General features: G+C 65.6%; 21 protein-coding genes. 8 read left to right on the forward strand and 13 right to left on the reverse strand.

Features of this window, described 5'->3' with window-relative positions:
- The gene (locus tag HV786_RS12675; protein ID WP_128829708.1) at nt 1-1629 is read left to right on the forward strand and encodes a GMC family oxidoreductase; all 1629 of its coding nucleotides are present in this window, start codon (nt 1-3) and stop codon (nt 1627-1629) included.
- 10 nt (nt 1630-1639) lie between these two features.
- Nucleotides 1640-1996 carry a carboxymuconolactone decarboxylase family protein gene (locus tag HV786_RS12680; RefSeq protein WP_227741326.1) on the forward strand — a complete coding sequence of 119 codons (357 nt, stop codon included), beginning with the start codon at nt 1640-1642 and terminating at the stop codon, nt 1994-1996.
- A gap of 17 nt (nt 1997-2013) precedes the next feature.
- On the opposite strand, the gene HV786_RS12685 is transcribed toward HV786_RS12680, so the two are convergent.
- Nucleotides 2014-2436, reverse strand: a complete 423-nt coding sequence (locus HV786_RS12685) for a hypothetical protein (RefSeq protein ID WP_128829810.1) — start codon at nt 2434-2436, stop codon at nt 2014-2016.
- Between the two features lie 15 nt (nt 2437-2451).
- Nucleotides 2452-2826: a glutaredoxin family protein gene (locus HV786_RS12690; RefSeq protein ID WP_128829710.1), complete on the reverse strand. Its 375-nt coding sequence runs from the start codon at nt 2824-2826 to the stop codon at nt 2452-2454.
- 233 nt (nt 2827-3059) lie between these two features.
- Between HV786_RS12690 and HV786_RS12695 the strand changes: the two genes are divergently transcribed.
- On the forward strand, nt 3060-4136 hold the full coding sequence (locus HV786_RS12695; protein ID WP_128829711.1) for a hypothetical protein: 1077 nt from the start codon (nt 3060-3062) through the stop codon (nt 4134-4136).
- Between the two features lie 3 nt (nt 4137-4139).
- Here the strand turns inward: HV786_RS12695 and HV786_RS12700 are convergent, their stop codons facing one another.
- From HV786_RS12700 to HV786_RS12725, 6 genes are all read right to left on the reverse strand, one after another.
- Complete coding sequence (locus HV786_RS12700) at nt 4140-5375, reverse strand: MFS transporter (protein ID WP_128829712.1); 1236 nt, start codon at nt 5373-5375, stop codon at nt 4140-4142.
- A 289-nt stretch (nt 5376-5664) separates the two neighbouring features.
- On the reverse strand, nt 5665-7689 hold the full coding sequence (locus HV786_RS12705) for an acetyl/propionyl/methylcrotonyl-CoA carboxylase subunit alpha (RefSeq protein WP_175211013.1): 2025 nt from the start codon (nt 7687-7689) through the stop codon (nt 5665-5667).
- Between the two features lie 178 nt (nt 7690-7867).
- On the reverse strand, nt 7868-9475 hold the full coding sequence (locus HV786_RS12710; protein ID WP_056327727.1) for a carboxyl transferase domain-containing protein: 1608 nt from the start codon (nt 9473-9475) through the stop codon (nt 7868-7870).
- Between the two features lie 227 nt (nt 9476-9702).
- The gene (locus HV786_RS12715; protein WP_062839373.1) at nt 9703-10884 is read right to left on the reverse strand and encodes an acetyl-CoA C-acetyltransferase; all 1182 of its coding nucleotides are present in this window, start codon (nt 10882-10884) and stop codon (nt 9703-9705) included.
- A gap of 35 nt (nt 10885-10919) precedes the next feature.
- Nucleotides 10920-12800, reverse strand: coding sequence for a bifunctional isocitrate dehydrogenase kinase/phosphatase (gene aceK, locus HV786_RS12720; RefSeq protein ID WP_128829714.1), 1881 nt, complete (start codon nt 12798-12800; stop codon nt 10920-10922).
- A 23-nt stretch (nt 12801-12823) separates the two neighbouring features.
- Nucleotides 12824-14002: an isovaleryl-CoA dehydrogenase gene (locus HV786_RS12725; RefSeq protein ID WP_128829715.1), complete on the reverse strand. Its 1179-nt coding sequence runs from the start codon at nt 14000-14002 to the stop codon at nt 12824-12826.
- A gap of 247 nt (nt 14003-14249) precedes the next feature.
- Here HV786_RS12725 and HV786_RS12730 point away from each other — a divergent pair, with 247 nt between their 5' ends.
- Together HV786_RS12730 and HV786_RS12735 are read left to right on the forward strand one after the other, a co-directional pair.
- Nucleotides 14250-15425: a M20 aminoacylase family protein gene (locus HV786_RS12730; protein ID WP_128829716.1), complete on the forward strand. Its 1176-nt coding sequence runs from the start codon at nt 14250-14252 to the stop codon at nt 15423-15425.
- A 58-nt stretch (nt 15426-15483) separates the two neighbouring features.
- Entirely contained in the window at nt 15484-16455 is a 972-nt protein-coding gene (locus tag HV786_RS12735) for a Bug family tripartite tricarboxylate transporter substrate binding protein (RefSeq protein ID WP_128829717.1), read from the forward strand.
- A 158-nt stretch (nt 16456-16613) separates the two neighbouring features.
- Here HV786_RS12735 and HV786_RS12740 read toward each other — a convergent pair whose 3' ends face one another.
- The gene (locus tag HV786_RS12740) at nt 16614-16946 is read right to left on the reverse strand and encodes a YnfA family protein (RefSeq protein WP_062839377.1); all 333 of its coding nucleotides are present in this window, start codon (nt 16944-16946) and stop codon (nt 16614-16616) included.
- A 5-nt stretch (nt 16947-16951) separates the two neighbouring features.
- The gene (locus HV786_RS12745; RefSeq protein ID WP_056327734.1) at nt 16952-17332 is read right to left on the reverse strand and encodes a MerR family transcriptional regulator; all 381 of its coding nucleotides are present in this window, start codon (nt 17330-17332) and stop codon (nt 16952-16954) included.
- Nucleotides 17333-17405: 73 nt separating this feature from the next.
- Between HV786_RS12745 and HV786_RS12750 the strand changes: the two genes are divergently transcribed.
- Entirely contained in the window at nt 17406-18473 is a 1068-nt protein-coding gene (locus HV786_RS12750) for an MBL fold metallo-hydrolase (RefSeq protein ID WP_128829718.1), read from the forward strand.
- A 78-nt stretch (nt 18474-18551) separates the two neighbouring features.
- Here HV786_RS12750 and HV786_RS12755 read toward each other — a convergent pair whose 3' ends face one another.
- The gene (locus HV786_RS12755) at nt 18552-19178 is read right to left on the reverse strand and encodes a LysE family translocator (RefSeq protein ID WP_128829719.1); all 627 of its coding nucleotides are present in this window, start codon (nt 19176-19178) and stop codon (nt 18552-18554) included.
- A gap of 126 nt (nt 19179-19304) precedes the next feature.
- On the opposite strand from HV786_RS12755, the gene HV786_RS12760 reads away from it, so the two are divergent.
- Together HV786_RS12760 and metC are read left to right on the forward strand one after the other, a co-directional pair.
- The gene (locus HV786_RS12760) at nt 19305-20012 is read left to right on the forward strand and encodes a nitroreductase (RefSeq protein WP_128829720.1); all 708 of its coding nucleotides are present in this window, start codon (nt 19305-19307) and stop codon (nt 20010-20012) included.
- A 58-nt stretch (nt 20013-20070) separates the two neighbouring features.
- Nucleotides 20071-21264 carry a cystathionine beta-lyase gene (gene metC / locus HV786_RS12765; RefSeq protein ID WP_128829721.1) on the forward strand — a complete coding sequence of 398 codons (1194 nt, stop codon included), beginning with the start codon at nt 20071-20073 and terminating at the stop codon, nt 21262-21264.
- Between the two features lie 82 nt (nt 21265-21346).
- On the opposite strand, the gene HV786_RS12770 is transcribed toward metC, so the two are convergent.
- Together HV786_RS12770 and HV786_RS12775 are read right to left on the reverse strand one after the other, a co-directional pair.
- The gene (locus tag HV786_RS12770) at nt 21347-21979 is read right to left on the reverse strand and encodes a thiol:disulfide interchange protein DsbA/DsbL (protein WP_056327737.1); all 633 of its coding nucleotides are present in this window, start codon (nt 21977-21979) and stop codon (nt 21347-21349) included.
- A gap of 79 nt (nt 21980-22058) precedes the next feature.
- Nucleotides 22059-22513 (reverse strand): SPOR domain-containing protein (locus HV786_RS12775; RefSeq protein ID WP_175211015.1); only part of this gene is annotated, 455 nt, incomplete at its 5' end.

The raw sequence follows: 22513 nt of genomic DNA on the forward strand, positions 1-22513 counted from the left end.
ATGGCTGCAGAAACCTTCGATTTTGTCGTTGTCGGTGCAGGTTCTGCAGGGTGCGTCCTGGCCAATCGGCTCTCCGCATCCGGGCGCCACCGCGTATTGCTGCTGGAGGGCGGCGGTGAAGACGCCAATATGTGGATTCATATCCCATTGGGCGTCGGCAAGCTGCTGACCAACGAGAAATACGCCTGGCCTTTTCGCACAGAACCGCAGCCTGGCATGGCGGGGCAGCAGGTGTACTGGCCGCGAGGCCGCGTGCTGGGGGGCTCCAGTGCGCTCAATGGCATGGCCTACGTCTGGGGCGATCCGGCCGAGTACGACAGTTGGAGCCAGATGGGCGTCGATCACTGGCGCTTTGCGGATATCCAGCCCTATTTCGCCAAGATGGAAACCTATCCGTACGGCCAGAACGCCCTGCGGGGTAAAGATGGCCCGGTGTGGATCACCGACCGTGGCGTTCGCGACCCCGACACGATTTCGGACGCCTTTGTGGACGGATGCTTGCAAGCTGGGATAAAGCGGACGCCTGACTACAACGGCGGTCCGTATGAAGGCGTGCGATACCTGGAGCAAAACGCACGGAACGGGCGACGCCAAACATCGGCCGTGGCCTATCTGAAGCCGGCGCGAAATCGTAAGAACCTGTCGGTCCGCACCAACGCATTCGTGCGCCGGGTCATCGTGGAGGGTGGACGCTGCACCGGCGTCGAGTACGAGCACGAAGGACGCCGACTGATCGCAAATGCAGCCGTGGAAGTGGTACTGAGCGCCGGTGCGGTCCAGTCGCCCCAACTGCTGGAGCTATCCGGCATTGGAGACCAGCAGCGTCTGAAAGACCTGGGTATTCCTGTGGTGCGGCACCTACCGGCCGTGGGCGAGAACATGAGCGACCACTTGCAGGTGCGTTGCACGTATCGCACCTCCATTCCTGAAACCATCAACGACATCATGCGTAGTCCGTTCTATCGCATGAAGGCGGGTCTGCAGTATGTCCTGACGCGCAAGGGGTTGATGGCAGGCACGTCGTCGACGGCGCATGCGATCACCCGAACCAAGCCTGAATTGCCACACCCAAATGTGATGGTCCGCATTTATCACATCAGCGGCAAGGATCGCTACTCGCGTTCAGGCGTCGGCGGTATCGACAAGTTCTCCGGGTTCTCGATTGGCGGGTTCATGCTGTATCCGCGCTCTCGCGGGTATGTGCATTGCGTGTCGGCTGACCCAAAGGTCGCGCCCGCGATCCAGCCAAACTACCTTCAGCATGAACAAGACAGGCAATGCGCTATCGATCTGCTGCGGCTGATTCGAAAAGTCGCGGACCAGCCCGCCATGCGGGAAGTCATCGTGTCAGAAGAGCGACCAAGCCCGTCGATCGAGACGGATGAAGGCTTGCTCGATTACATCAAGGAATCGGGGCAAACGGCCTGGCATACCGTCGGCACTTGCCGCATGGGAAAACCCGATGAATCCGTGGTGAATTCGCGTTTGCAGGTGCACGGCATCGCTGGACTGCGCGTGGCCGATATTTCAGTAATGCCGACGATTGCATCATCCAATACGAATGCGGCGGCGATGATGATCGGAGAGCGCGCGGCCGACTTCATGCTTTCGGATGCTTCACGCCATTGAGGAGACAAGATTGAAACCTGACAGCACACCGCTCTGTGAAGAGCACATCGCCAAGGGAGACTGGAATCCGTTGTGGGACCAGTTACGGGCGTTGGATCCCCAGTTCATGGAGGCCTATCTTGCGTTCAGAAGCGTCCCGCAGCGTAACGGACCCTTGCCGCAGAAATATAAAGAACTGATCCTGATTGCGATCAACGCCGCGACAACCCACTTGTATGGACCAGGTGTGCGGCGGCATATGCGCAATGCGATTGCGCATGGCGCAACCCGCGCCGAGATCCTGGAAGCGATTCAGTTGACGACCGTCATGGGCATCCATTCCTGCAACCTTGCGGTGCCCATCTTGATGGAGGAATTTCCTGACTGAACGAAACCGATCCGGTTTCAGTTCGGCTTCCAAGTCACGCCATCCTTGGACCGATACTCGGGCGTGCCCGTGCAGCAGCCGCCGGCGCCCAGCGCCTGCCGCCCGATGAAGACCTTCACACCGCCCTTCTCCTGCGTGATCGATTGACTCAAGCAGGACGTCGGTAGGGGGTAGAAATCGCCTTCCAGCACGAGCGTCCAGCTCACGTTCTCCCCTTCGGCTGGGTCAACCCGATACACCTTGCAGTTGTGCGCAAGCAGATGAATGGGCTTTCCCGCAAGCACGCCCTTGAACTGATGTTCGGGCGGCGCCTCGCGCGTAGCGATAGTTTCAGCGGTGAGCTTCGACCCGGCCGGCGGTGGCGGCAGCGACGGTTCGCATGCGGCGAGCAGGCTGGTGGCGCATAGCGCAATGGTCATCCGAATCACGGCAGGCATCATGATCGTGCGGCTCAATCAGGCGACGTTGGCAAACCGCTTTTCCAGGTAGGCGATGATGTCGTTGGACTCGTACATCCAGCGCGTGCCCTCGGCGTCTTCGATGCGCAAGCAAGGCACCTTAACCTTGCCGCCGCCCGCCTGCAACGCGGCGCGCGCTTCGGGGTCGTGCTTGGCATCCTTCAGCGCGATCGGCACGTTGAGCCGGTGCATGGCGCGGCGCGTCTTCACGCAGAAGGGGCAGGCCTGGAATTGATACAGCGAGAGCGCGGCCGCGTCAGCGTTGACGACGGCCTGGCCTTGCGGCGCGCGCTTCTGCGGACGCGGACGGGTCAGCGCGTCGCCCAAGACAATGATTTGACCCAGGCCGACACGTAGAGCTTTAACGAGCATGAAGGGGGACTCGGAATGTTGAGAGAGGCTGCCAGTCTACTCTGTGCGGCGGCACGCGCACGGGCGTGTGTGCGGCGCGGCCAATAGCGCGATGCGGCTTGGCGCATTCCGCCGACACTTGCCGCGATATGATGCCCTGGCCGTCTCGCCCGATTTCGCGCTGGCAGGATTCAGCCCGATGGTGGCAGGCGCCTGTTTGCTCAACAGTCGAACTCACAGAGGAACGAAGACCGATGACCCTGTTTCGCCGCGTGGTTGCCCTTGTATGCATGTCTGTCCTGTTCGCCCCGCTTGCTGCGTTGGCACAGTCGCCAACGGATCGCGCGCTGGACGCCGAGGCCGCAGCCCTGAGGGAGCGACATCGCGCGAATACCGACAAGCTGCTGGATCAAGCCCGCGAGGACATGGCGCTGGTGGTGATGCCGACCGTCAATTTCGATGCGCAGCCGCAGCGCGATTTTGATGATGCCGCCACGCGGGACCAATTCACGCGCCAGAGCAGCACGCTTTTGCATTGGCAGCATGTGACCGAGAAGGGATACGCGATGACGGTGGGGCAAGGCAAGCACAAGTTCGATGCCGCCGACCTCGGGCCGATGTTTCAGACGACGCGCGGCGGGTTGACGTATCAGGTGATTCCGGTCTGGCCCGGCGAATACCGGCTCAACCGCATTACCTATCACCAGCCGCGGACGGCCTTGCCGGACACGGACGCGCGCGCCAAGTCGATGGACTTTCAGAAAGATCTGGGCATGGCAACGCTGACGGAGACGGCGGATGTCGACTTCAAGAAGACAGGACCATGGACGCCGCTTGCACCCGGCGAGGATGGGCTGGGCGAAGGTTGCCAGGTCATGCTGCGCTTCGGGGAAGGCTGCAATGAGGCCGCGCGGGAGTATCGCTGGGTCGAGGACGCCAAACGCGCATTCCACGAACGCACGGCGGAGATGGTGCCTGTTGCTGGCGTTGACACCGAGCTGCTCTTCACGCCGTTGGCCACGATCACGCTGAAGGCGGGCGACGTGGTGCTGATGGATGGATTCAAGCTGCCGGACGACCAACCGGTCATGGTCAAGGATTCGTGCGGGGTGTTGGCCAGGGAATGGGTGTGTTTGCTGGAGTCGATGACGCTGGAGCGTCTGCCCGCCAGCATTGAGGATTTTCAGAAGGCGCGTAGCGCTGCCAGTTTCCAGTTGCCGAAGCTGGATGCCGCGTTGAAAGAGCTGGTTTATCGGGAGCCCAAGTATTACTTCGATCCGGCGGCTGGGGCGCCGAATCGGTTTGAGATGAGTAAGGAAAGCTGGAAATAGCGCCTAGGTCTGCGCCACCTCATTCCCATTCAACGTCCGAAGCCGCCTCAACTCCGGAAACCACCGCATCCAAAGTGCGGCGACCGCAATCGTCCCCACCCCGCCAATCACCACGGCGGGGACCGCACCGAACAACTGCGCGGTGAGCCCAGACTCAAATTCCCCAAGCTGGTTCGACGCACCGACAAACAAGGTGTTCACCGCGCTGACCCGCCCCAGCATGTGATCGGGCGTATTCAACTGCACCAGCGATGACCGCACGACAACGCTGACCGCGTCTGCTGCGCCCAGCACGACGAGGGCGGCAATCGACACCGGAATCGAGGTCGACAGCCCGAACACCGTGGTCGCCAGGCCGAATACGATGAGCGACCCGAACAGCAGCCGGCCAACGTTCTCACCCAGGCTCAAACGCGCCAGCGTCAGCGACATCAAGGCCGCACCGCAAGCCGGAGCCGCGCGCAATGCGCCAAGCGCCCAAGGCCCGGCATTGAGAATGTCCTTCGCAAAGATCGGCAGCAGCGCCGTCGCCCCGCCCAGCAGCACCGCAAACAGATCCAACGACAGCGTGCCCAGCAGCAACCGTCGCTGGAAGATAAAGGTGATGCCGCCGAACAGCGTGCGCCAGGTAGTAGGCTCCTTGCGCGGCGGCGCGCGTTCGATGACGAGGGTGGCGATGGCGATGAAGGCCGTCAGATACAACGCAGCGGCGACGCAGTAGATCCACCCTGCCCCGAGGCTGTAGCCGACGCCGCCGAGCGCGGGGCCGGCGATCTGGGCGATCTGGCCGCCGGATGAGGACATCGCGGTGGCGCGAGGGAGCCATTCGCGCGGGACGACGGCGGGGATGAGCGTGGAGAGCGTCGGCGCTTCGAATGCGCGGGCCGAGCTCATGATGATGATGGTGGCGTAGATGAGCGTCTTGCCGCCGACGCCGTGCAGCGCGGCGATGGCGAGGACCAGCGTGGCCAGCGCTTCGAGCGCCATGCAGAGGGCGACGATCTTGCGGCGGTCGTAGCGGTCGGCGACGTGGCCGACGACGAGCGTGAGTGCGGCCATCGGGAGGAACTGGGCAAGGCCGATGAGGCCGAGGTCGAGCGCGCTGCCGGACAGTGCGTAGATCTGCCAGCCCACGGCGACGGAGACGATCTGGAATGCCAGCGATGCGGCGACGCGGCCGCAGAGGAAATGCAGGAACGGCGAGCTGGAAAGCGGACTGGGCGTGTCGGCGGCGGACATGGTGGGCGTGGCGCGGGGGGGAAGCGCCGATTCTAGGCGCGGGGCGCTGACGGATAGCTAAACCGAGGTCGTTGGCGCACCGCGCAATTCGGTCCCCGCGGGGCGAACCGAATGCAACCGCACTGACGCCCTTCACGACGTGCGCCAAGTAGCCGCTGGGCGTCTGGCGTGCAGCCAAACCGTAGCTTCGAATGTCTGTGACAGGCTCGATTCGTTGGGCCGAGCTTTCAAAACAAAACGGCTCCCGGCGATACCGCCGGAAGCCGTCGGGTACGTTCTCAACCGGGCGTTACTCGATCGACACCAGCTCGGCGCCTTCGGTCACCTGATCCCCCACGCCGTAGAACACTTCGCCCACCGTACCGTCTGCGGTGGCAGAAATGGTGTGTTCCATCTTCATCGCTTCCATCACGAGCAGCGGCTGGCCCTTCTCGACCTTGTCGCCCGCCTTGACCGAAATCGAGATGATCTTGCCTGGCATGGGCGCGGCCAGACCCGCGCCGTGCTCGCCCTGCGTGTCCTGCGAGTGCGTCAGCGCGTCATACAGCTCCAGGACGTGCGAGCCGTCTTCGCGGAAGACGTAGGCGCGGTCGCCGTGCAGGACGACGGTGCCGGCGCTTTCATGGCCTTGCAGCGTGATGCGCAGGCCGTAGGCCAGGTTGGGATTGGCGCTGGCGTGCGAGCGCCACAGGAAGGGGCGCGCGCCGTCGCCGGTGTCCAGCGTCCACGCGCCGCCTTGGCGGGCGACGGTGACGTGACGGGCTTCGCCGTTGTCGGTCCATTGCAGTTGGCGCCGATACTGGCCGCCCAGGCGCCAGCCGTCGCGTGCGTCCCACGGGTCGGCGGGGCCTTTGCCTGCACCTTGCACGCCCGGTTGGGCAAGGCCTTGGCGAACCAGCACGGCGGCGGTGGCCAGCGCCAGCGCGTCGGCGTCGGCAGGTTGCGGGTCGGGCAGCAGCGTGGCGCGTTGGCGCTCGATGAGGCCGGTGTCCAGATCAGCAGCCGCAAAGGCGCTGTCTTTCATCAGCCGCGCCAGGAACGCGACGTTGGTCTGCACGCCCACGGCCTGCGTCTGCGCCAGCGCTTGCAGCATGCGGGCGCGGGCCTGATCGCGGTCGGCGCCGTGCACGATGAGCTTGGCGATCATCGGGTCGTAGAACGGCGTGATGGTGTCGCCCATGCACACGCCGCCGTCGACGCGGATGTCGCCGTTGGCAAAGGCGGTGTGCGGCGGCAGGCCCAGGTAGGCGAGCGTGCCGATGGATGGCAGAAAGCCCTTCTCGGGGTTCTCGGCGTAGATGCGGGCCTCGATGGCGTGGCCGTTGATGCGCAGGTCTTCCTGGCGCGCGGGCAGCGGCTGGCCGGCGGCGACGCGCAGTTGCCATTCGACGAGGTCGTGGCCGGTGATCATTTCGGTGACCGGGTGCTCGACCTGCAGGCGCGTGTTCATTTCCATGAAGTAGAAGCGGCCGTCGGGCTCGGCGATGAATTCCACCGTGCCCGCGCCCACGTAGCCGACGGCGCGCGCGGCGGCGACGGCGGCTTCGCCCATGGCGCGGCGGCGTTCTTCGGTCATGCCGGGGGCGGGCGCTTCTTCGATGACTTTTTGGTGGCGGCGCTGCACGGAGCAGTCGCGCTCGAAGAGGTAGACGCAGTTGCCGTGCGTGTCGGCGAACACCTGGATTTCGATGTGGCGCGGCTTTTGCAGGTAGCGTTCGATCAGTACGCGGTCATCGCCGAAGCTGGAGGCGGCTTCGCGCTGGCACGAGGCCAGTGCGTCCAGGAATGCGCCGGACGATTCGACGATGCGCATTCCTTTGCCGCCGCCGCCCGCGCTGGCCTTGATGAGCACGGGATAGCCGATGCCGTCGGCCTGCGATTTGAGGAACTGCGGATCCTGGTTGTCGCCGTGGTAGCCGGGCACGAGCGGCACGCCGGCTTTTTCCATGAGGGTCTTGGCGGCGGACTTGCTGCCCATCGCGGCGATGGCCGATGCCGGCGGGCCGACGAAGGCGATGCCGGCGTCCTGGGCGGCCTGGGCGAAGGCCTCGTTCTCGGACAGGAAGCCGTAGCCGGGGTGGATGGCGCCGGCGCCGGTGTCGCGGGCGGCTTGCAGAATGGCGTCGGCGCGCAGGTAGCTGGCGCGCGGCTCGGAGCCGCCGATGTAGACGGCCTGGTCGCACGCGGCGACGTGGCGGGCGTTGGCGTCCGCGTCGGAATAGACGGCGACGGTGCGCAGTCCCATGCGGCGCGCGGTGGCGGCGACGCGGCAGGCGATTTCGCCGCGGTTGGCAATCAGCACAGTATCGAACATTGCGTTATCCAAGCTGAAGTTGTTTGTTGACAGCGGTGCGGCGAGGGCACTGCCGCTAAATTTCTAACCATCGTTCCCCGACTGCGCCGGCCCTATCGGGGGCACCGCGGATCCGGCTCCGCCGGTCTGCCAGTGCCGCCCCCTTGAGGGGGCGCGCGAAGCGCGTAGGGGGTGGGCTCTACATTCTGAAGACACCGAACTTGGTGTCTTCAATAGGCGCGTTCAGCGCCGCAGACAACGCCAGTCCCAGCACGCGGCGCGTGTCGGCGGGCGCGATGATGCCGTCATCCCACAACCGCGCGGTGGCGTAATACGGATGGCCTTCGCGTTCGTACTGCTCGCGGATCGGGGCCTTGAAGGCATTTTCTTCGTCCGCCGACCATTGCCCGCCGCGCGCTTCGATGCCGTCGCGTTTGACGGTGGCCAGCACGCTGGCGGCCTGCTCGCCGCCCATGACCGAGATGCGGGCGTTGGGCCACATGAAGAGCATGCGCGGCGAATAGGCGCGGCCGCACATGCCGTAGTTGCCGGCGCCGAACGAGCCGCCGATCAGGACGGTGAACTTGGGCACGTTGGCGGTGGCCACGGCCGTCACCATCTTGGCGCCGTGGCGCGCGATGCCTTCGTTTTCGTACTTGCGGCCGACCATGAAGCCGGTGATGTTCTGCAGGAACACCAGCGGGATCTTGCGCTGCGCGCACAGTTCGATGAAGTGCGCGCCCTTCTGTGCGGACTCGGAGAACAGGATGCCGTTGTTGGCGACGATGCCGACGGGCATGCCGTGGATGTGCGCAAAGCCGGTGACCAGCGTGGGGCCGAAGCGCGCCTTGAACTCGTCGAACTCGGAGCCGTCGACGATGCGCGCGATGACTTCGCGCACGTCGTAGGGCTTGCGGGTGTCGGCGGGAATGATGCCGTTCAGTTCGCTGGGATCGAAGCGCGGTTCGCGCACGGGGATCGTGGCCAGCGGCTGCGGTTTCTTGCGGTTCAGGCGCGCGACGGCGTTGCGCGCCAGTTGCAGCGCGTGCATGTCGTTGGCGGCCAGGTGGTCCACCACGCCCGACAGGCGCGTGTGCACGTCGCCGCCGCCCAGGTCTTCGGCGCTGACTTCTTCGCCGGTGGCGGCTTTGACCAGCGGCGGGCCGCCCAGAAAGATGGTGCCCTGGTTGCGCACGATGATGGACTCGTCGCTCATGGCGGGCACGTACGCGCCGCCGGCGGTGCACGAACCCATCACCACGGCGATCTGCGCGATGCCCTGCGCCGACATCTGCGCCTGGTTGTAGAAGATGCGGCCGAAGTGTTCGCGGTCGGGAAAGACCTCGTCCTGCTGCGGCAGGTTGGCGCCGCCCGAATCCACCAGATACACGCAGGGCAGATGGTTCTGCGCGGCGATCTCTTGCGCGCGCAGGTGCTTTTTGACGGTCATCGGATAGTAGGTGCCGCCCTTGACCGTGGCGTCGTTGCAGACGATCACGCATTCGGTGCCGGACACGCGGCCGATGCCGGTGATGACGCCCGCGCCGGGCGCGTCGCCGTCGTACATGCCATGCGCCGCCATCGGCGACAGTTCCAGGAACGGGGTGCCCGGATCGATCAGGTTCTCCACGCGGTCGCGCGGCAAGAGCTTGCCGCGCGCGGTGTGCTTGGCGCGGGCGGATTCGCTGCCGCCCAAGGCGGTCTGCGCCAGTTGCTGGTTCAGATCGTCCAGTTGCGCCTGCATGGCGCTGGCGTTGTCGATGTAGTCCTGCGACCGCGGATTGATGCGGGATTCGATGATGGGCATGGGGTACCACCCGTCCTGCTTGATTGGAATTTGAAGGCGCTCGATAAGAGCGGGTTGTCTCGCTGCCCGGTGGGCCGGGCATTCTTGTCGATTTGGAAAATCAGGATTTCGTTGCGCCTTTCCTGCCTGGCCCGCGACCGACCCGTCGCGGTGATTGCCCTGCCAGAAAGGCGCAGCGGAATCCTGCTCGGGGGAGGGACGAAACCCTTCCCGGAGCAGGCAGACGCTTAGACCATTTCGATGGCCATCGCGACGGCTTCGCCGCCGCCGATGCACAGCGTGGCCACGCCGCGCTTGCCGCCAGTCTTGCGCAGCGCACCGATCAGGGTGGCCATCAGGCGCGCGCCGGAGGCGCCGATCGGGTGACCCAGCGCGGTGGCGCCGCCGTGGATGTTGACCTTGTCATGCGGGAGCTTGAAGTCGGTCATGGCGGCCATGGTGACCACCGCGAAGGCTTCGTTGATCTCGTACAGGTCCACGTCCTCGGCCGTCCAGCCGGTCTTCTTGAACAGGTTCTTCAGCGCGCCGACGGGGGCGGTGGTGAACCAGTTGGGTTCCTGCGAGTGCTGCGAGTGCGCGACGATGCGGGCCAGCGGTTTGACGCCGAGCTTTTCGGCGGTGGACGCGCGCATCAGCACCATGGCGGCGGCGCCGTCGGAAATCGACGACGAGTTTGCGGCGGTGACGGTGCCGTCTTTCTTGAACGCGGGCTTGAGCGTCGGGATCTTTTCCGGCATGGCCTTGGTGGGCGCTTCGTCGGTGTCGATCACGGTGTCGCCCTTGCGGCCGGCGACGGTGACGGGGGCGATTTCCCACTTGAAGCTGCCGTCTTCAGAAGCGGCGCGCGCGCGGCGCAGCGATTCCAGCGAGAATTCGTCCTGCTGTTCGCGCGTGAACGAATACTTGGAGGCGCAGTCTTCGGCAAACACGCCCATGGCCTTGCCCTTGTCGTAGGCGTCTTCCAGGCCGTCCAGCGCCATGTGGTCGTACACGGTGTTGTGGCCGTAGCGGTAGCCCTGGCGGCCCTTGAGCAGCAGGTACGGCGCGTTGCTCATGCTTTCCTGGCCGCCGGCCACGACGATCTCGGCGCTACCCGAAGCCAGCAGGTCATGGCCGAACATCGCGGCCTTCAGGCCCGAGCCGCACACTTTGTGGATGGTGGTGCACGCGACGCCCAGCGGCAGGCCGGCGCCCAGCGCGGCCTGACGGGCGGGCGCCTGGCCCTGGCCGGCTTGCAGCACGTTGCCCATGATGACTTCGTCGACCTGCTCGGGCTTGATGCCGGCGCGTTCGACGGCGGCCTTGATGGCGACCGAGCCCAGCTCGTGCGCGGCCAGGCCGGACAGGCTGCCCAGCATGCCGCCCATGGGCGTGCGGGCGACGGAAACGATGACGATGGGATCTGACATGACTTGCTCCTGTGAGGGTCGGGACAGCGATTGGGTTACAACACCGCGTTGCCGTGTGACGGGCGGTCTGAACGCAAGCGTCTGTCCTTATCGTAAGGGAAAAATTCTTCGATCCGGCCTTGCGCCACGTGGGCGCGGCAGGCCTGCCACCAGTCCGGTTCCAGCAGGTCGGCATGGTGACGCATGAAGGCGCCGCGCACCCGCGCATCGCCCAGCAGGAAGCGGCCGAATTCCTCGGGGAAGACGTCGTTCGGACCGATGGCGTACCAGGGTTCGGCGGCCATCTCCGCTTCTTCATTCGGGGCCGGCGGGATGCGCCGGAAGTTCATTTCGGTCATGCGCTGGATTTCGTCGTAGTCATAAAAGACGACCCGGCCCAGGCGCGTGACGCCGAAATTCTTGTAAAGCATGTCGCCGGGAAAGATATTGGCCGCGGCCAGCTGGCGGATGGCGTCCCCGTATTCGCGCACCGCGTGATCCAGCAGCGCGTCCGGCGCCTGTTGCAGGTACAGGTTCAGCGGCGTCATCCGGCGTTCGATGTAGACGTGGCGGATGACGACGGTGTCGCCGGTTTCCTCGATAAGGCTGGGCACCAGCCGGCGCAGTTCATCGAGCAGCGCGGGGGCAAAGCGGGCGCGCGGCAGGGCGACCTGTGAATATTCCCAGGTGTCGGCCATGCGGCCGACGCGATCATGCAGCTTCACCATCTGGTACTTGCGCCGCACGGTGGCGTGATCCATGCCGTCCTTGTCGATGCGGTCCTTGATGAGCTTGAACACGTACGGATAGGACGGCAGCGTGAACACGCACATCACCATGCCCTTGATGCCGGGCGCGATGTCGAAGGCGTCGCGCGAATGCGCCAGGTGATGCAGGAAGTCGCGGTAGAACAGCGTCTTGCCCTGTTTTTGCAGGCCGATCATGGTGTAGAGCTCGGCCTTGGGCTTGCGCGGCAAGAGGCTCGACAGGAAGTTGACCACGGCCGCGGGCGTTTCCATGTCCACCAGGAAATACGCGCGGGTAAAGCTGAACAGCGTGCTCAGGTCGTCTGCGCCCAGCAGCAGCGCGTCCAGCGTCACCTGTCCCGCCGGATTGCGCGTCAGCGCGATGGCAAAGGGATAGACGGTGGTCTGGTTGATCAGGCGGCCGACGATGTAGGCGCCCTTGTTGCGAAAGAAAAGCGAGCCCAGCGCATGGATCTGGCAGTCGGTGGCGATGCGCCGGCCGACGTGGCGCGGCAGCACGGCGCGCAGCTTGGAGACGGCGGCGCGCGCCAGCAGGCGGGTGTCGCGCGGCAGGTCTTCGAAGGGCAGCGCCAGGCCGAAGTCGGCCACCATGCGGATCAGGCTTTTTTCCAGGCCGTCGGTCACCGGGTAGTACACGCGGTAGGACGGAATGCTGCTGTCCAGATAGTCGGTGGCGACGGCCGGCCGGACGAACAGGAAGTCGTTGTGGAAGTAGTCGCGGTGCAGCAGCCGGCACGACACCGAGTTGAAGAAGGTCTCGGCGCACTCGGGCTGGCGGTGTTCGCCCAAGAGGCCCACGAATTCCTGCTTGATGTCTTGCCAGTAGGCGGTCTGCGCGTCGGTCAGGGACGGGGTGTCGGCGCCATTGCCGGTACCGTTGCCCGCGCCGTTTCCACCCACCGCGCCTTCCGGCCGCCCGCGCAGCACGCCTTCCAGTTGCGTGGCGCATTCGCGCACCCGCATGTCGTAGTACTCGATGCGTTCACGCGACAGGTGCTGGATGCCGTGCCAGTCGCCGGATTCGAACAGCGCCTTGGCGCGCTGCGCGCTGTAGCGAAACAGCGCGTAGTGCCGGTCAAAGCCGGCCAGGATCAGGCGCGCGACGTCCAGCGGCGAGGGGCCCGGGGCGGGCGCCTGCTCGATGTGCTGGATGTCGGACGTGCGGATCATGGCGAAGGCTGTGGATAAGGCGATCAGGCGGTTTCGTTGAAGAGTTCGCGGCCGATCAGCATGCGGCGGATTTCGCTGGTGCCGGCGCCAATTTCGTACAGCTTGGCGTCGCGCCACAGGCGGCCGACCGGGTATTCGTTGATGTAGCCGTTGCCGCCCAGGATCTGCACGCCCTCGCCCGCCATCCAGGTGGCCTTTTCGGCGGTGTACAGGATGAGCGCGGCGCAGTCCTTGCGCACCTGGCGCACGTGGTCGGACCCCAGTTTGTCCAGGTTCTTGCCGACCTGGTAGCAGAAGGCGCGGCTGGCTTGCAGCGTGGTGTACAGGTCGGCGACCTTGCCCTGGATGAGCTGGAATTCGCCGATGGCCTGGCCGAACTGTTTGCGGTCGTGGATGTAAGGCACCACCACGTCCATCACGGCCTGCATGATGCCCAGCGGGCCGCCGGACAGCACGGCGCGTTCATAGTCCAGGCCGCTCATCAGCACCTTGACGCCGCCGTTGACCTGGCCCAGCACGTTTTCTTCGGGGATTTCGCAGTCCTGGAACACCAGCTCGCCGGTGTGGCTGCCGCGCATGCCCAGCTTGTCCAGCTTCTGCGCCACGGAAAAGCCTTTGAAGCTCTTTTCGACCAGAAAGGCGGTGATGCCGCGCTGATGGGCTTCGGGGTCGGTCTTGGCGTAGACGACAAGGGTGTCGGCGTCCGGGCCATTGGTGATCCACATCTTGGTGCCGTTCAGCACGTAGCGGTCGCCCTTTTTGTCGGCGCGCAGCTTCATGCTGACAACGTCCGAGCCCGCGCCCGGTTCGCTCATGGCCAACGCGCCCACGTGCTCGCCGGAGATCAGCTTGGGCAGGTACTTGGCCTTCTGGGCCGCCGTGCCGTTGCGGTCGATCTGGTTCACGCACAGGTTGGAGTGCGCGCCGTACGACAGGCCGATGGAGGCGCTGGCGCGGGAGATTTCTTCCATGACGACCATGTGGGCCAGGTAACCCATGTTGGCGCCGCCGTATTCCTCGTCGGCGGTCATGCCCAGCACGCCAAGGTCACCGAATTTGCGCCACAGGTCCATGGGAAATTGGTCGCTGCGATCGACTTCCGCGGCGCGCGGCGCGATCTCGGCCTGCGCGAAATTGCGTACGGCGTCGCGCAGCATGTCCAGGTCTTCGCCCAGGTCGAAGTTCAGGCCGGGAAGATTCATCAGTGTCTCCGTGATAGTAGGTGCTTACATTCATGGACCTGCGCGTGCGTGTCTTGGCCGCCGTCGCGGGAGTGATCCATGATGCGCCGTTCGTCCGGCGCCGCGCAATGATGCAGTGCAAATATTACGTTTACGTAAACGTAAATTGGATGAGGGTTATCCCTAGCGTGTTGCGGCCTTATCAGAAGGGACGATGGGCAATACTTGATGCGACCCTTTAATCCTGAAATATCCGACGGAGTCAGCTGTGCTTGAACTATCCAACCTGGACGACATTGTGGCGCTGCGCCGTGACATCCACATGCACCCGGAGCTTTGCTATGAAGAGCACCGCACGGCCAAGGTGGTGGCCGACACGCTGCGCGGCTGGGGCATCGAAACGCACACGGGCATTGCCAAGACGGGCGTGGTCGGCGTGATCAAGCGGGGCACGTCGGATCGGGCGATCATGCTGCGCGCCGACATGGACGCGCTGCCCATGCAGGAAGAGAACCAGTTCGAGCACCGTTCGCGTCAGGAGGGCAAGATGCATGGCTGCGGCCATGATGGCCACACCGCGATGCTGCTGGCTGCGGCGCAGCATTTGCAGTCGGCGGGCGGCTTCGATGGCACGGTGTACCTGTGTTTTCAGCCGGCCGAAGAAGGCGGCGCGGGCGGCCGGGCCATGATTCAGGATGGCCTGTTCACGCGGTTTCCGTGCGAGGCCGTGTTTGGCATGCATAACTGGCCGGGGTTGCCGGCTGGCGCGTTCGGCGTCTGTGCCGGTCCCATGATGGCGGCGGCCAACGGCTTCAAGATCACGGTCAAGGGCAAGGGCGGCCACGCCGCCGCGCCGCAGGACTGCAACGACCCGGTGCCGGCGCTTTTTGCCATCGGCCAGTCGCTGCAGACGATCCTGACGCGCAGCAAGCGTCCGCTGGATGCGGCAGTGCTGTCGATCACGCAGGTTCAGGCGGGCGGAAGCGTCATCAACGTGATTCCCAACACCGCGTGGCTTGGCGGCTCGGTGCGCGCCTACAGCACGGATGTGGTGGATTTGATCGAACGGCGCATGCAGGAGATCGCGCCCAGCATCGCCGCGGCGCACGGCTGCGAGGCCGAGGTGTACTTCGAGCGCCGCTACCCGGCGCTGGTCAACACCGTGGCCGAAACGGAATTCTGCATGGGCGTGATGCGCGAGGTCGTGGGCGAGGACCGCGCGCTGACCATAGAACCGGCCATGGCGTCGGAAGACTTTGCCTTCCTGCTGCAGGAAAAGCCGGGCTGCTACGTGTTCCTGGGCAACGGCGACGGCGAGCATCGCATGGCGGGCCACGGGCTGGGCCCCTGCATGCTGCACAACGCCAGCTATGACTTCAATGATTCCTTGATTCCGGCGGGGGCGTCGTACTGGGTTCGCCTGGCGCAACGCTACCTTGCCTGATGGGCTTTACCGCAATCCGTTTCACCCACGCAGTGCTACGCAACATCACCAGGACGATATGAAAAAGAAGACGTTGTTCATCAAGGCCGCGGGGGCGGCCCTGGCAATCATGGCAAGCGGCGCGATGGCGCAGAGCTGGCCGGCCAAGCCGGTCACCGTGGTCGTGCCCTACACGGCCGGCGGCAGCGCCGATGCGATCGCGCGGCGTCTGGGCGACGCGCTGCGCAAGGAAGCGAACATCACGGTCATCGTGGAGAACAAGCCCGGCGCGGGCGCTTCCGTGGGCACGGACTACGTGGCGCGCGCGCAGCCGGACGGCACCACGCTGCTCTTGGCATCGACCAGCCCGTTGACCATCTTTCCGCATCTGGCCAAGACCAATTACGACCCCATGAAGGACCTGACGCCGGTGGCCAGCGTGGCTGTCGCGCCGGTGGCCATCGTGGCGACCAAGGCATTGCCCGTGAAGGACTTTGCGGGTCTCGTCGAGTACGCCAAGGCGCATCCCGAAGGCGTGCGTTATGGCACGCCCGGGCAGGGCACGGTCGCGCACATCGGCATGGCCGCCGTCACCGCGCAGACGGGGACCAAGATGCTGCACGTGCCCTACCGCGGCAACAGCCAGGCGCTGACCGACGGCCTGGGCGGCGTGGTGGAACTGCTGGTGGTCAACAGCGACGTGGTGCTGCCGCACGTGGCCAATGGCGCGCTCAAGCCGCTGGCGGTGATGGCGCCTCAGCGTCTGGCCGCGTGGCCGGACGTGCCGACGATGGCCGAGCTGAAGCTGCCGCAGGCGCAGTACTACTCGAACTTCGGCATTTTCGCGCCGGCCAACCTGCCGCCCACGGTGTCGCAGCCCTTGCAGGCCGCCTTGACCAAGGCCGTGGCCAGCGCCGAGTTCCAGGAGCTGCTGGCCAAGTCGTTCCTGCAGCCGGGCACGGCGTCGGGCGAGGCGTTTGCCAAGCAGGTGCAGGCCGAGTTCACGAACAACGCCCGCCTCATCAAGGAAAGCAATATCAAGGCGGAGTGACCGGCGGTTTGTGGTGGCACTTCGGCGCGGCGGCGGTCGATCCGCCGCGCGGAGATGGGCCGAGACGCAGCCTGCGTCAAAAGACCAGCACCAATGCAAAGCGCGCGGCCCTTTACGGGTACGCGCGCTTTTCGCTTGTGCGGGTCAGGCGGCCCGGATCAGCTCCCGCGCGGCCCGAACATGATTACGAGCATCCCGGCGATGCACAGGCCCACGCCGATCCAGTCGCTGGCGCTGGGCCGCACGCCGTCCACCGCCCACAGCCACAGCAGCGCCATGCCGATGTAGACGCCGCCGTACGCGGCATAGACGCGGCCCGACGCCGTCGGGTGCAGCGTCAGCAGCCAGGCAAAGAGCGCCAGACTCAGCGCGGCGGGCGCCAGCAGCCAGATGGAGTGCCCCTTGCGCAGCCAAAGGTAAGGCAGGTAGCAGCCAATGATTTCGGCCAGGGCGGTCAGGACGAACAGGCCCAGCGTTTGAAGTGCTGCCATGCGGACTACGGCTTCTGTGCCAGCAGGGCGCGGCACTGGCGCTCCTGTTCGCTGATTTCTTGCAGCGTGTCGTCGATGTCGCGTCGCTGCTGCTCCAGCGTGGCGCGGTGCTGCTCCAGCACGGACAGGTATTGGCGTAGCTGGACTTCGGTGTCGCCGGGTCCGTCGTACATGTCGATCAGCGTCAGGATCTCGGACAGCTGCAGGCCCAGCCGCTTGCCGCGCAGGGCCAGTTTCAGGCGCGTGCGGTCGCGCGGTCCGAAGATGCGGTTGCGGCCCTCGCGCGCCGGGCTGACGATTCCCTGGTCTTCGTAGAAGCGGATCGTGCGGGGCGTGACGTCGAACTCGCGGGCGAGCTCAGAGATGGTCCAGGTTGACGAGGGCATGCGACGTGTGGCAGTTTACGTAAACGTAAATTATGATGACTTGACGTGATCGTCAAGCGTGGAGCGAGAGGCAATGAACCCCAACGAGCAGAAGCTTCAGTATCCCTGGGCCGATTTCCAGCCCGAGGCCGGCCGCGCGCATGCGGTGGCGGAGGGCGTCAAATGGATCCGGATGCCGCTGCCGTTCGCGCTGGATCATATCAACCTCTGGCTGCTGCGCGACAACATCGACGGCCAGGACGGCTGGACCATCGTCGATTGCGGCATTTCGCGCGACGAGGTGAAGACGCTGTGGGAAGACGTGTTCAAGAACGAGCTGGACGGCCTTCCCGTGCTGCGCGTGCTGGTCACCCACATGCACCCGGACCACATCGGGCTTGCCCACTGGCTGTGCGAACGCTGGAACGCGCGGCTGTGGATGACGATGACGGACTACATGGTGGCGTCGCTGTGGTCATCGCGCCGCACCGATGCGGGGGCGGGCCCTGGCGGGCAGTCGGCGGTCGAGCATTTCGCGCGCCACGGCCTGACCGACCCGGACTCGCAGGAACAGATCCGCCAGCGCGCCAACTACTACCCCAACCTGGTGCCCGCCGTGCCGTCGCGGTACACCCGCATCATGGACGGCGATCAGGTGCGCATCGGCGGGCGCGATTGGCGCGTGATCGTGGGCTACGGGCACGCGCCGGAACACGCGTCGCTGTTTTCGCCCGATCTTGGCGTGCTGATCTCCGGCGACATGGTGCTGCCGCGCATTTCCACCAACGTCAGCGTGTTCGACTACGAACCCGACGCCAATCCGCTGCCTTTGTATCTGCGCTCGCTGCACGGCTATGACGGCCTGCCTCGCGACACGCTGGTGCTGCCGTCGCACGGCCGCCCGTTCAAGGGCCTGCATGAACGCATCACGCAGCAGCACGAACATCATCGCGACCGGCTGGCCGAGGTGCTGGAAGCCTGTGCGGTGCAGCCGCAATCGACCTCTGACATCGTGCCGGTGCTGTTCAAGCGCAAGCTGGACCTGCATCAGCTGACCTTCGCGATGGGCGAGGCGCTGGCGCATCTGCATGCGCTGTACTTCGAAGGCAAGCTCACTCGTGCGCAGGATGCGGACGGCATCGTGCGGTTCAAGGCGGCTTGATTCGGGAAGCGGGCATCCGGCCAACGGTGGCCGGATGCGCGTGTGCCGCGGCGCGTGGTCCGCGGCAGCGCGCAGCGTCTAGCGTGACGCCGTCGCCAGCCGCACGGCCAGTCCCACGAACACCAGCGCAGCGATGCGGTTCAGCCAGCGCTTGGCCGTGACCGAGCGCTGCAGCAATTCACCGAATGCGCCCGAGAAGAACGCGATCGCGCCAAACACCAGCAGCGTCGACACGATGAACACCGCGCCCAGTTGCATGGTCTGCAGCCCCACCGGTCCCAGCCGCGGCGACGTGAACTGCGGCAGGAAGGCAAAGAAGAACAGCAGCACCTTGGGGTTGGTCAGGTTCATGACGATGCCGCGGCGGTACAGCGCGCTGGGCCGCATGGGTTCGGGTCGCTTGCCGGCTTCGGACTCCACGGGGGCGCGCAGGATCTGCCAGGCCAGATACGCCAGATAGGCCGCGCCCGCCAGCTTGAGCACGGTGAACGCGATGGGCGAGGCGGCGAACACGGCAGCCAGCCCGACTGCGACAGCGGCCGTGTGACCCAGCAGTCCTGTGCACAACCCCAGCACCACGAACATGCCCGCCTTGCGTCCCCAGATGGCGGACTGCATCAGCACGAAAAGGTTGTCCGGCCCCGGCGTCAGCGCCAGCAGCACGGCAATGCCAAAGAATGCGATCAGGGTGTCTAGGGGCAGCATGGAGTCTCTTTGGTGACGGAACAGCAACGCGCGGCCAGTGGCGTACGGCAAGTGGCGCGCGGCTAGTGGCGCGCGGCTAGTGGCATCATAAGGTCAAAGCCGACCAGGACAGGAGACAGACCGACCATGACCGTTGCCGCCCAACCCCAGAACGCCAACAACCCGCCCGCCGATGCCGCACTCGAGGACTGGCTGCTGGCCCGCCACAGCTGCCGCGCCTTTCAGCCAGAACCCGTGCCCCGCGCCACCATCGAACGCATCCTGACCTTGGCGCAGCGCACGGCGTCCTGGTGCAACTGCCAGCCGTGGCAGGTGGCGATCACCGAAGGCGAAGGCACCCGGCGGCTGCGCGCGGCGCTCGAGCGCCGCGCGCAGGTCGAAGGCTTCAAGCCTGATTTCCCGTTTCCGCGCGAGTACCGCGACGAATACCTGGCCCGCCGCCGCGAATCCGGTTTCCAGCTGTACGGCGCCGTGGGCGTGCCGCGCGGCGATCGCGAGGCCTACCGGCGGCAAGAGATGCGCAACTTCGCCCTCTTTGACGCGCCACATGTCGCGATCATCACGACCGGCGAGGCGCTGGGCGAATACGGCGCCATGGATTGTGGCGGCTATGTCGCCAATTTCCTGCTGGCCGCGCAAGCCAACGGCGTGGCAACCGTGGCCCAGGCGTCGCTGGCGATGTATCCCGAGGTCCTGCGCGAGGTGCTGGGCATCGGACCCGGCCGGCGCGTGGTCTGCGGCATCTCTTTTGGGTTTGAGGACACGGCGCACCCGGCCAACAGCTACCGCACCCGCCGCGCGGATTTGTCCGAGACGGTTCAATGGATCGGCTGAAATTCCCGCCGCGTCCTGATATGGTTTGGTTTTCCCGGCTTTGACGCACCTCTACAAGATGCCTACCAAACACATCGATACGGTTCTCCAGCACGCGGGCACCGCCCCGTTCAATCCCGAGACCGGCACCGCGCCGGTGCCGCTGCCGCCCATGCGGGCCAGCACGGTGCGCTTTGCCAACATTGCCGCATTGGAAAACGCGCAGCGCAGCAAGGCGGCCGGGGGCCGGGCGTCGACGTACGGTCGCATGGGCATGGACACGCACGCCGCGCTGGAAGAAGTCTTCACGAAGCTCGAAGGCGGCACGCATTGCTATCTGGCGTCGTCCGGCCTGTCGGCCATGACCATGGTCATGATGGCGCTGTGCTCGGCGGGAGACCACGCATTGATCTCGGACAGCGTGTACGGCCCGATGCGCGAGCTGGACGATGCCGTGCTCAAGCGCATGAACATCGAGATCTCGTACTTTGCGGCGGGTGAGGACATCGATGCGCTGGTGCGGCCCAACACCACGCTGCTGTACGTGGAATCGCCGGGTTCCCTGCTCTTCGAAATGCTGGACATGGGCGCCATGGCCGCCGTTGCGCAGCGGCACGGGCTGGTGCTGGCCACCGACAACACCTGGGGTTCCGGCTACATCTACCGGCCACTGACGCTGGGCGCGCAGGTCTCGGTCATCGCGGGCACCAAGTATGTGGGCGGGCACTCCGACCTGATGCTGGGCGCGGTGGTCACCAACGACGAAGGCATCGCCCGCAAGCTGAACCGCACGCAGTATGCGATGGGCTATTCCATCAGCGCGGATGACGCCTGGCTGGCATTGCGCGGGGTGCGCACCATGCCCATCCGCATGGCCCAGCATGCCCGCCACGCCATGCAGGTGTGCGAATTCCTGAACGCGCGTCCCGAGACCGTGCGCCTCTTCCATCCGGCCTGGCCGAAAGATCCTGGCCACGATTTGTGGAAGCGCGATTGCACGGGTTCCAACGGCATGCTGTCGGCGGAGCTGGCCCTGTCACCGGCCGCCGCGCGCCGCTTTGTCGATGCGCTGACGCTATTTGGCATCGGCTTCTCGTGGGGCGGCTACGAAAGCCTGGTGCAGCTCGTGTCGCCCAAGGATCTGTCCAAGCACCGCTATTGGGGCGAAGGCGAGAACCCGGTCGTGCGTCTGCACATCGGGCTGGAGTCGCCCGAGGACATCATTGCGGACCTGACGCAGGCCTTCGAGCAGGCCGCGTCCGTCAAGGAATAGCCGCGCGGCTGCGAGACGCCTGAAGAAAAACGCCCCGGCCTGGAAAGGCTCGGGGCGTTTGCATTGCAGCGCTTGCCGCGGATTACTTGGCGCGCGCCATCGGGATCAGCGCGTTCACCTGCTTCAAGGCGCCTTCGTAGCTGTTGCCCGCCATGACGGGCGAGGTCATGAACTTGCCGCCCACGGCGAACGACGGGGTGCCTTCGATGCGGTAGGCGTCTGCGAGCTGGTTGGCGCGCTGCACCTGGGTCTGGACGCTGAACGAATCGAACACCGAGTCGAACTTGGCGCGGTCCACGCCCTGGGTCGCAATCCACTCGCCCATGGCCTTCTTGTCGAACAGGCGCTTGTGCTCGCCGTGGATGGCCGTGAAGACCTTGGCGTGCAGGTCGGGACGGTCCAGGGCCTGCAGCGTGTAGTACAGCTGTTGCAACGGCTTCATGCCGGCGTTGAAGGCGATCGGCACTTGCTTGAGGACGACGTCGGACGGCGCGGTCTTGACCCAGTCTTCCACCATGGGTTCCATGGCGGCGCAGTGCGGGCACGAATAGGCAAAGAATTCCAGGACCTCGACCTTGCCCGGGGTGTCCGACGGCAGCGGCGGGTTGATGGGCACGTACTGCTGGGCGCCTTGCGCGTGGCTGGCCGGGCTGAAGAACGCGGTGGCGGTCAGCGCGGCGGCTGCCAGGATGCGGATGAGCTTGGGGGACAGCATGGGTGAGGTTCCTGAATAAAAGGCTACAGACAGGCCCGGGGCCGGATTAGTTCAATGCAAAACGATCCGCCGCGTGCCCCTATTGGCGCACCACGGCGGTTTCGATCTTGTTCTCGCCCAGGCGTCCGCGCGCCCGGTTCATGTCGTCCAGGCGGGCAAACGGGCCGACGCGGACGCGATTGATGGGCTTGCCGTTCAATTCCGCCTTCTGCACCGCGACCGGCAGGCCCAGCAGAATGATGCGCGCCTTGAGCGATTCGGCGTCGTTTTCGCCGCGGAAGGCGCCCGCTTGCAGGTAGTACGTGCCCGTGGCGGCGGGGGTGGCAGGCTTGGCCGAGGCCGTGGCCGCGGGGGCGGCCTTGGAGATGGGCGTGGGCGCGGACGCGGTGGCGGCGGGGGACGCCGGGGCGGCCGCGGGGGGCCGGGACGTGGGCAGCGTGGCAATCAGCGCACCCAGGTCGTCCAGCTTGGCGGGCGTCTCGTCGCCCTTGCCCGGCGCGCCTGCGCCCGGCAGCGGGGCCGGCGCGGTGGCGG

This window comes from Achromobacter mucicolens, from assembly GCF_902859725.1.
Classification (GTDB): Bacteria; Pseudomonadota; Gammaproteobacteria; order Burkholderiales; family Burkholderiaceae_B; genus Achromobacter; species Achromobacter mucicolens.

Coding starts and splice junctions, on each gene's coding strand:
- HV786_RS12740 (WP_062839377.1), bottom strand. CDS start 16,946: ATGGCAGCACTTCAAACGCTGGGCCTGTTCGTCCTGACCGCCCTGGCC.
- HV786_RS12750 (WP_128829718.1), top strand. CDS start 17,406: ATGAACCCCAACGAGCAGAAGCTTCAGTATCCCTGGGCCGATTTCCAG.
- HV786_RS12695 (WP_128829711.1), top strand. CDS start 3,060: ATGACCCTGTTTCGCCGCGTGGTTGCCCTTGTATGCATGTCTGTCCTG.
- HV786_RS12755 (WP_128829719.1), bottom strand. CDS start 19,178: ATGCTGCCCCTAGACACCCTGATCGCATTCTTTGGCATTGCCGTGCTG.
- HV786_RS12760 (WP_128829720.1), top strand. CDS start 19,305: ATGACCGTTGCCGCCCAACCCCAGAACGCCAACAACCCGCCCGCCGAT.
- HV786_RS12745 (WP_056327734.1), bottom strand. CDS start 17,332: ATGCCCTCGTCAACCTGGACCATCTCTGAGCTCGCCCGCGAGTTCGAC.
- HV786_RS12715 (WP_062839373.1), bottom strand. CDS start 10,884: ATGTCAGATCCCATCGTCATCGTTTCCGTCGCCCGCACGCCCATGGGC.
- aceK (WP_128829714.1), bottom strand. CDS start 12,800: ATGATCCGCACGTCCGACATCCAGCACATCGAGCAGGCGCCCGCCCCG.
- HV786_RS12685 (WP_128829810.1), bottom strand. CDS start 2,436: ATGATGCCTGCCGTGATTCGGATGACCATTGCGCTATGCGCCACCAGC.
- HV786_RS12735 (WP_128829717.1), top strand. CDS start 15,484: ATGAAAAAGAAGACGTTGTTCATCAAGGCCGCGGGGGCGGCCCTGGCA.
- HV786_RS12700 (WP_128829712.1), bottom strand. CDS start 5,375: ATGTCCGCCGCCGACACGCCCAGTCCGCTTTCCAGCTCGCCGTTCCTG.
- HV786_RS12725 (WP_128829715.1), bottom strand. CDS start 14,002: ATGAATCTTCCCGGCCTGAACTTCGACCTGGGCGAAGACCTGGACATG.
- metC (WP_128829721.1), top strand. CDS start 20,071: ATGCCTACCAAACACATCGATACGGTTCTCCAGCACGCGGGCACCGCC.
- HV786_RS12770 (WP_056327737.1), bottom strand. CDS start 21,979: ATGCTGTCCCCCAAGCTCATCCGCATCCTGGCAGCCGCCGCGCTGACC.
- HV786_RS12675 (WP_128829708.1), top strand. CDS start 1: ATGGCTGCAGAAACCTTCGATTTTGTCGTTGTCGGTGCAGGTTCTGCA.
- HV786_RS12705 (WP_175211013.1), bottom strand. CDS start 7,689: ATGTTCGATACTGTGCTGATTGCCAACCGCGGCGAAATCGCCTGCCGC.
- HV786_RS12710 (WP_056327727.1), bottom strand. CDS start 9,475: ATGCCCATCATCGAATCCCGCATCAATCCGCGGTCGCAGGACTACATC.
- HV786_RS12690 (WP_128829710.1), bottom strand. CDS start 2,826: ATGCTCGTTAAAGCTCTACGTGTCGGCCTGGGTCAAATCATTGTCTTG.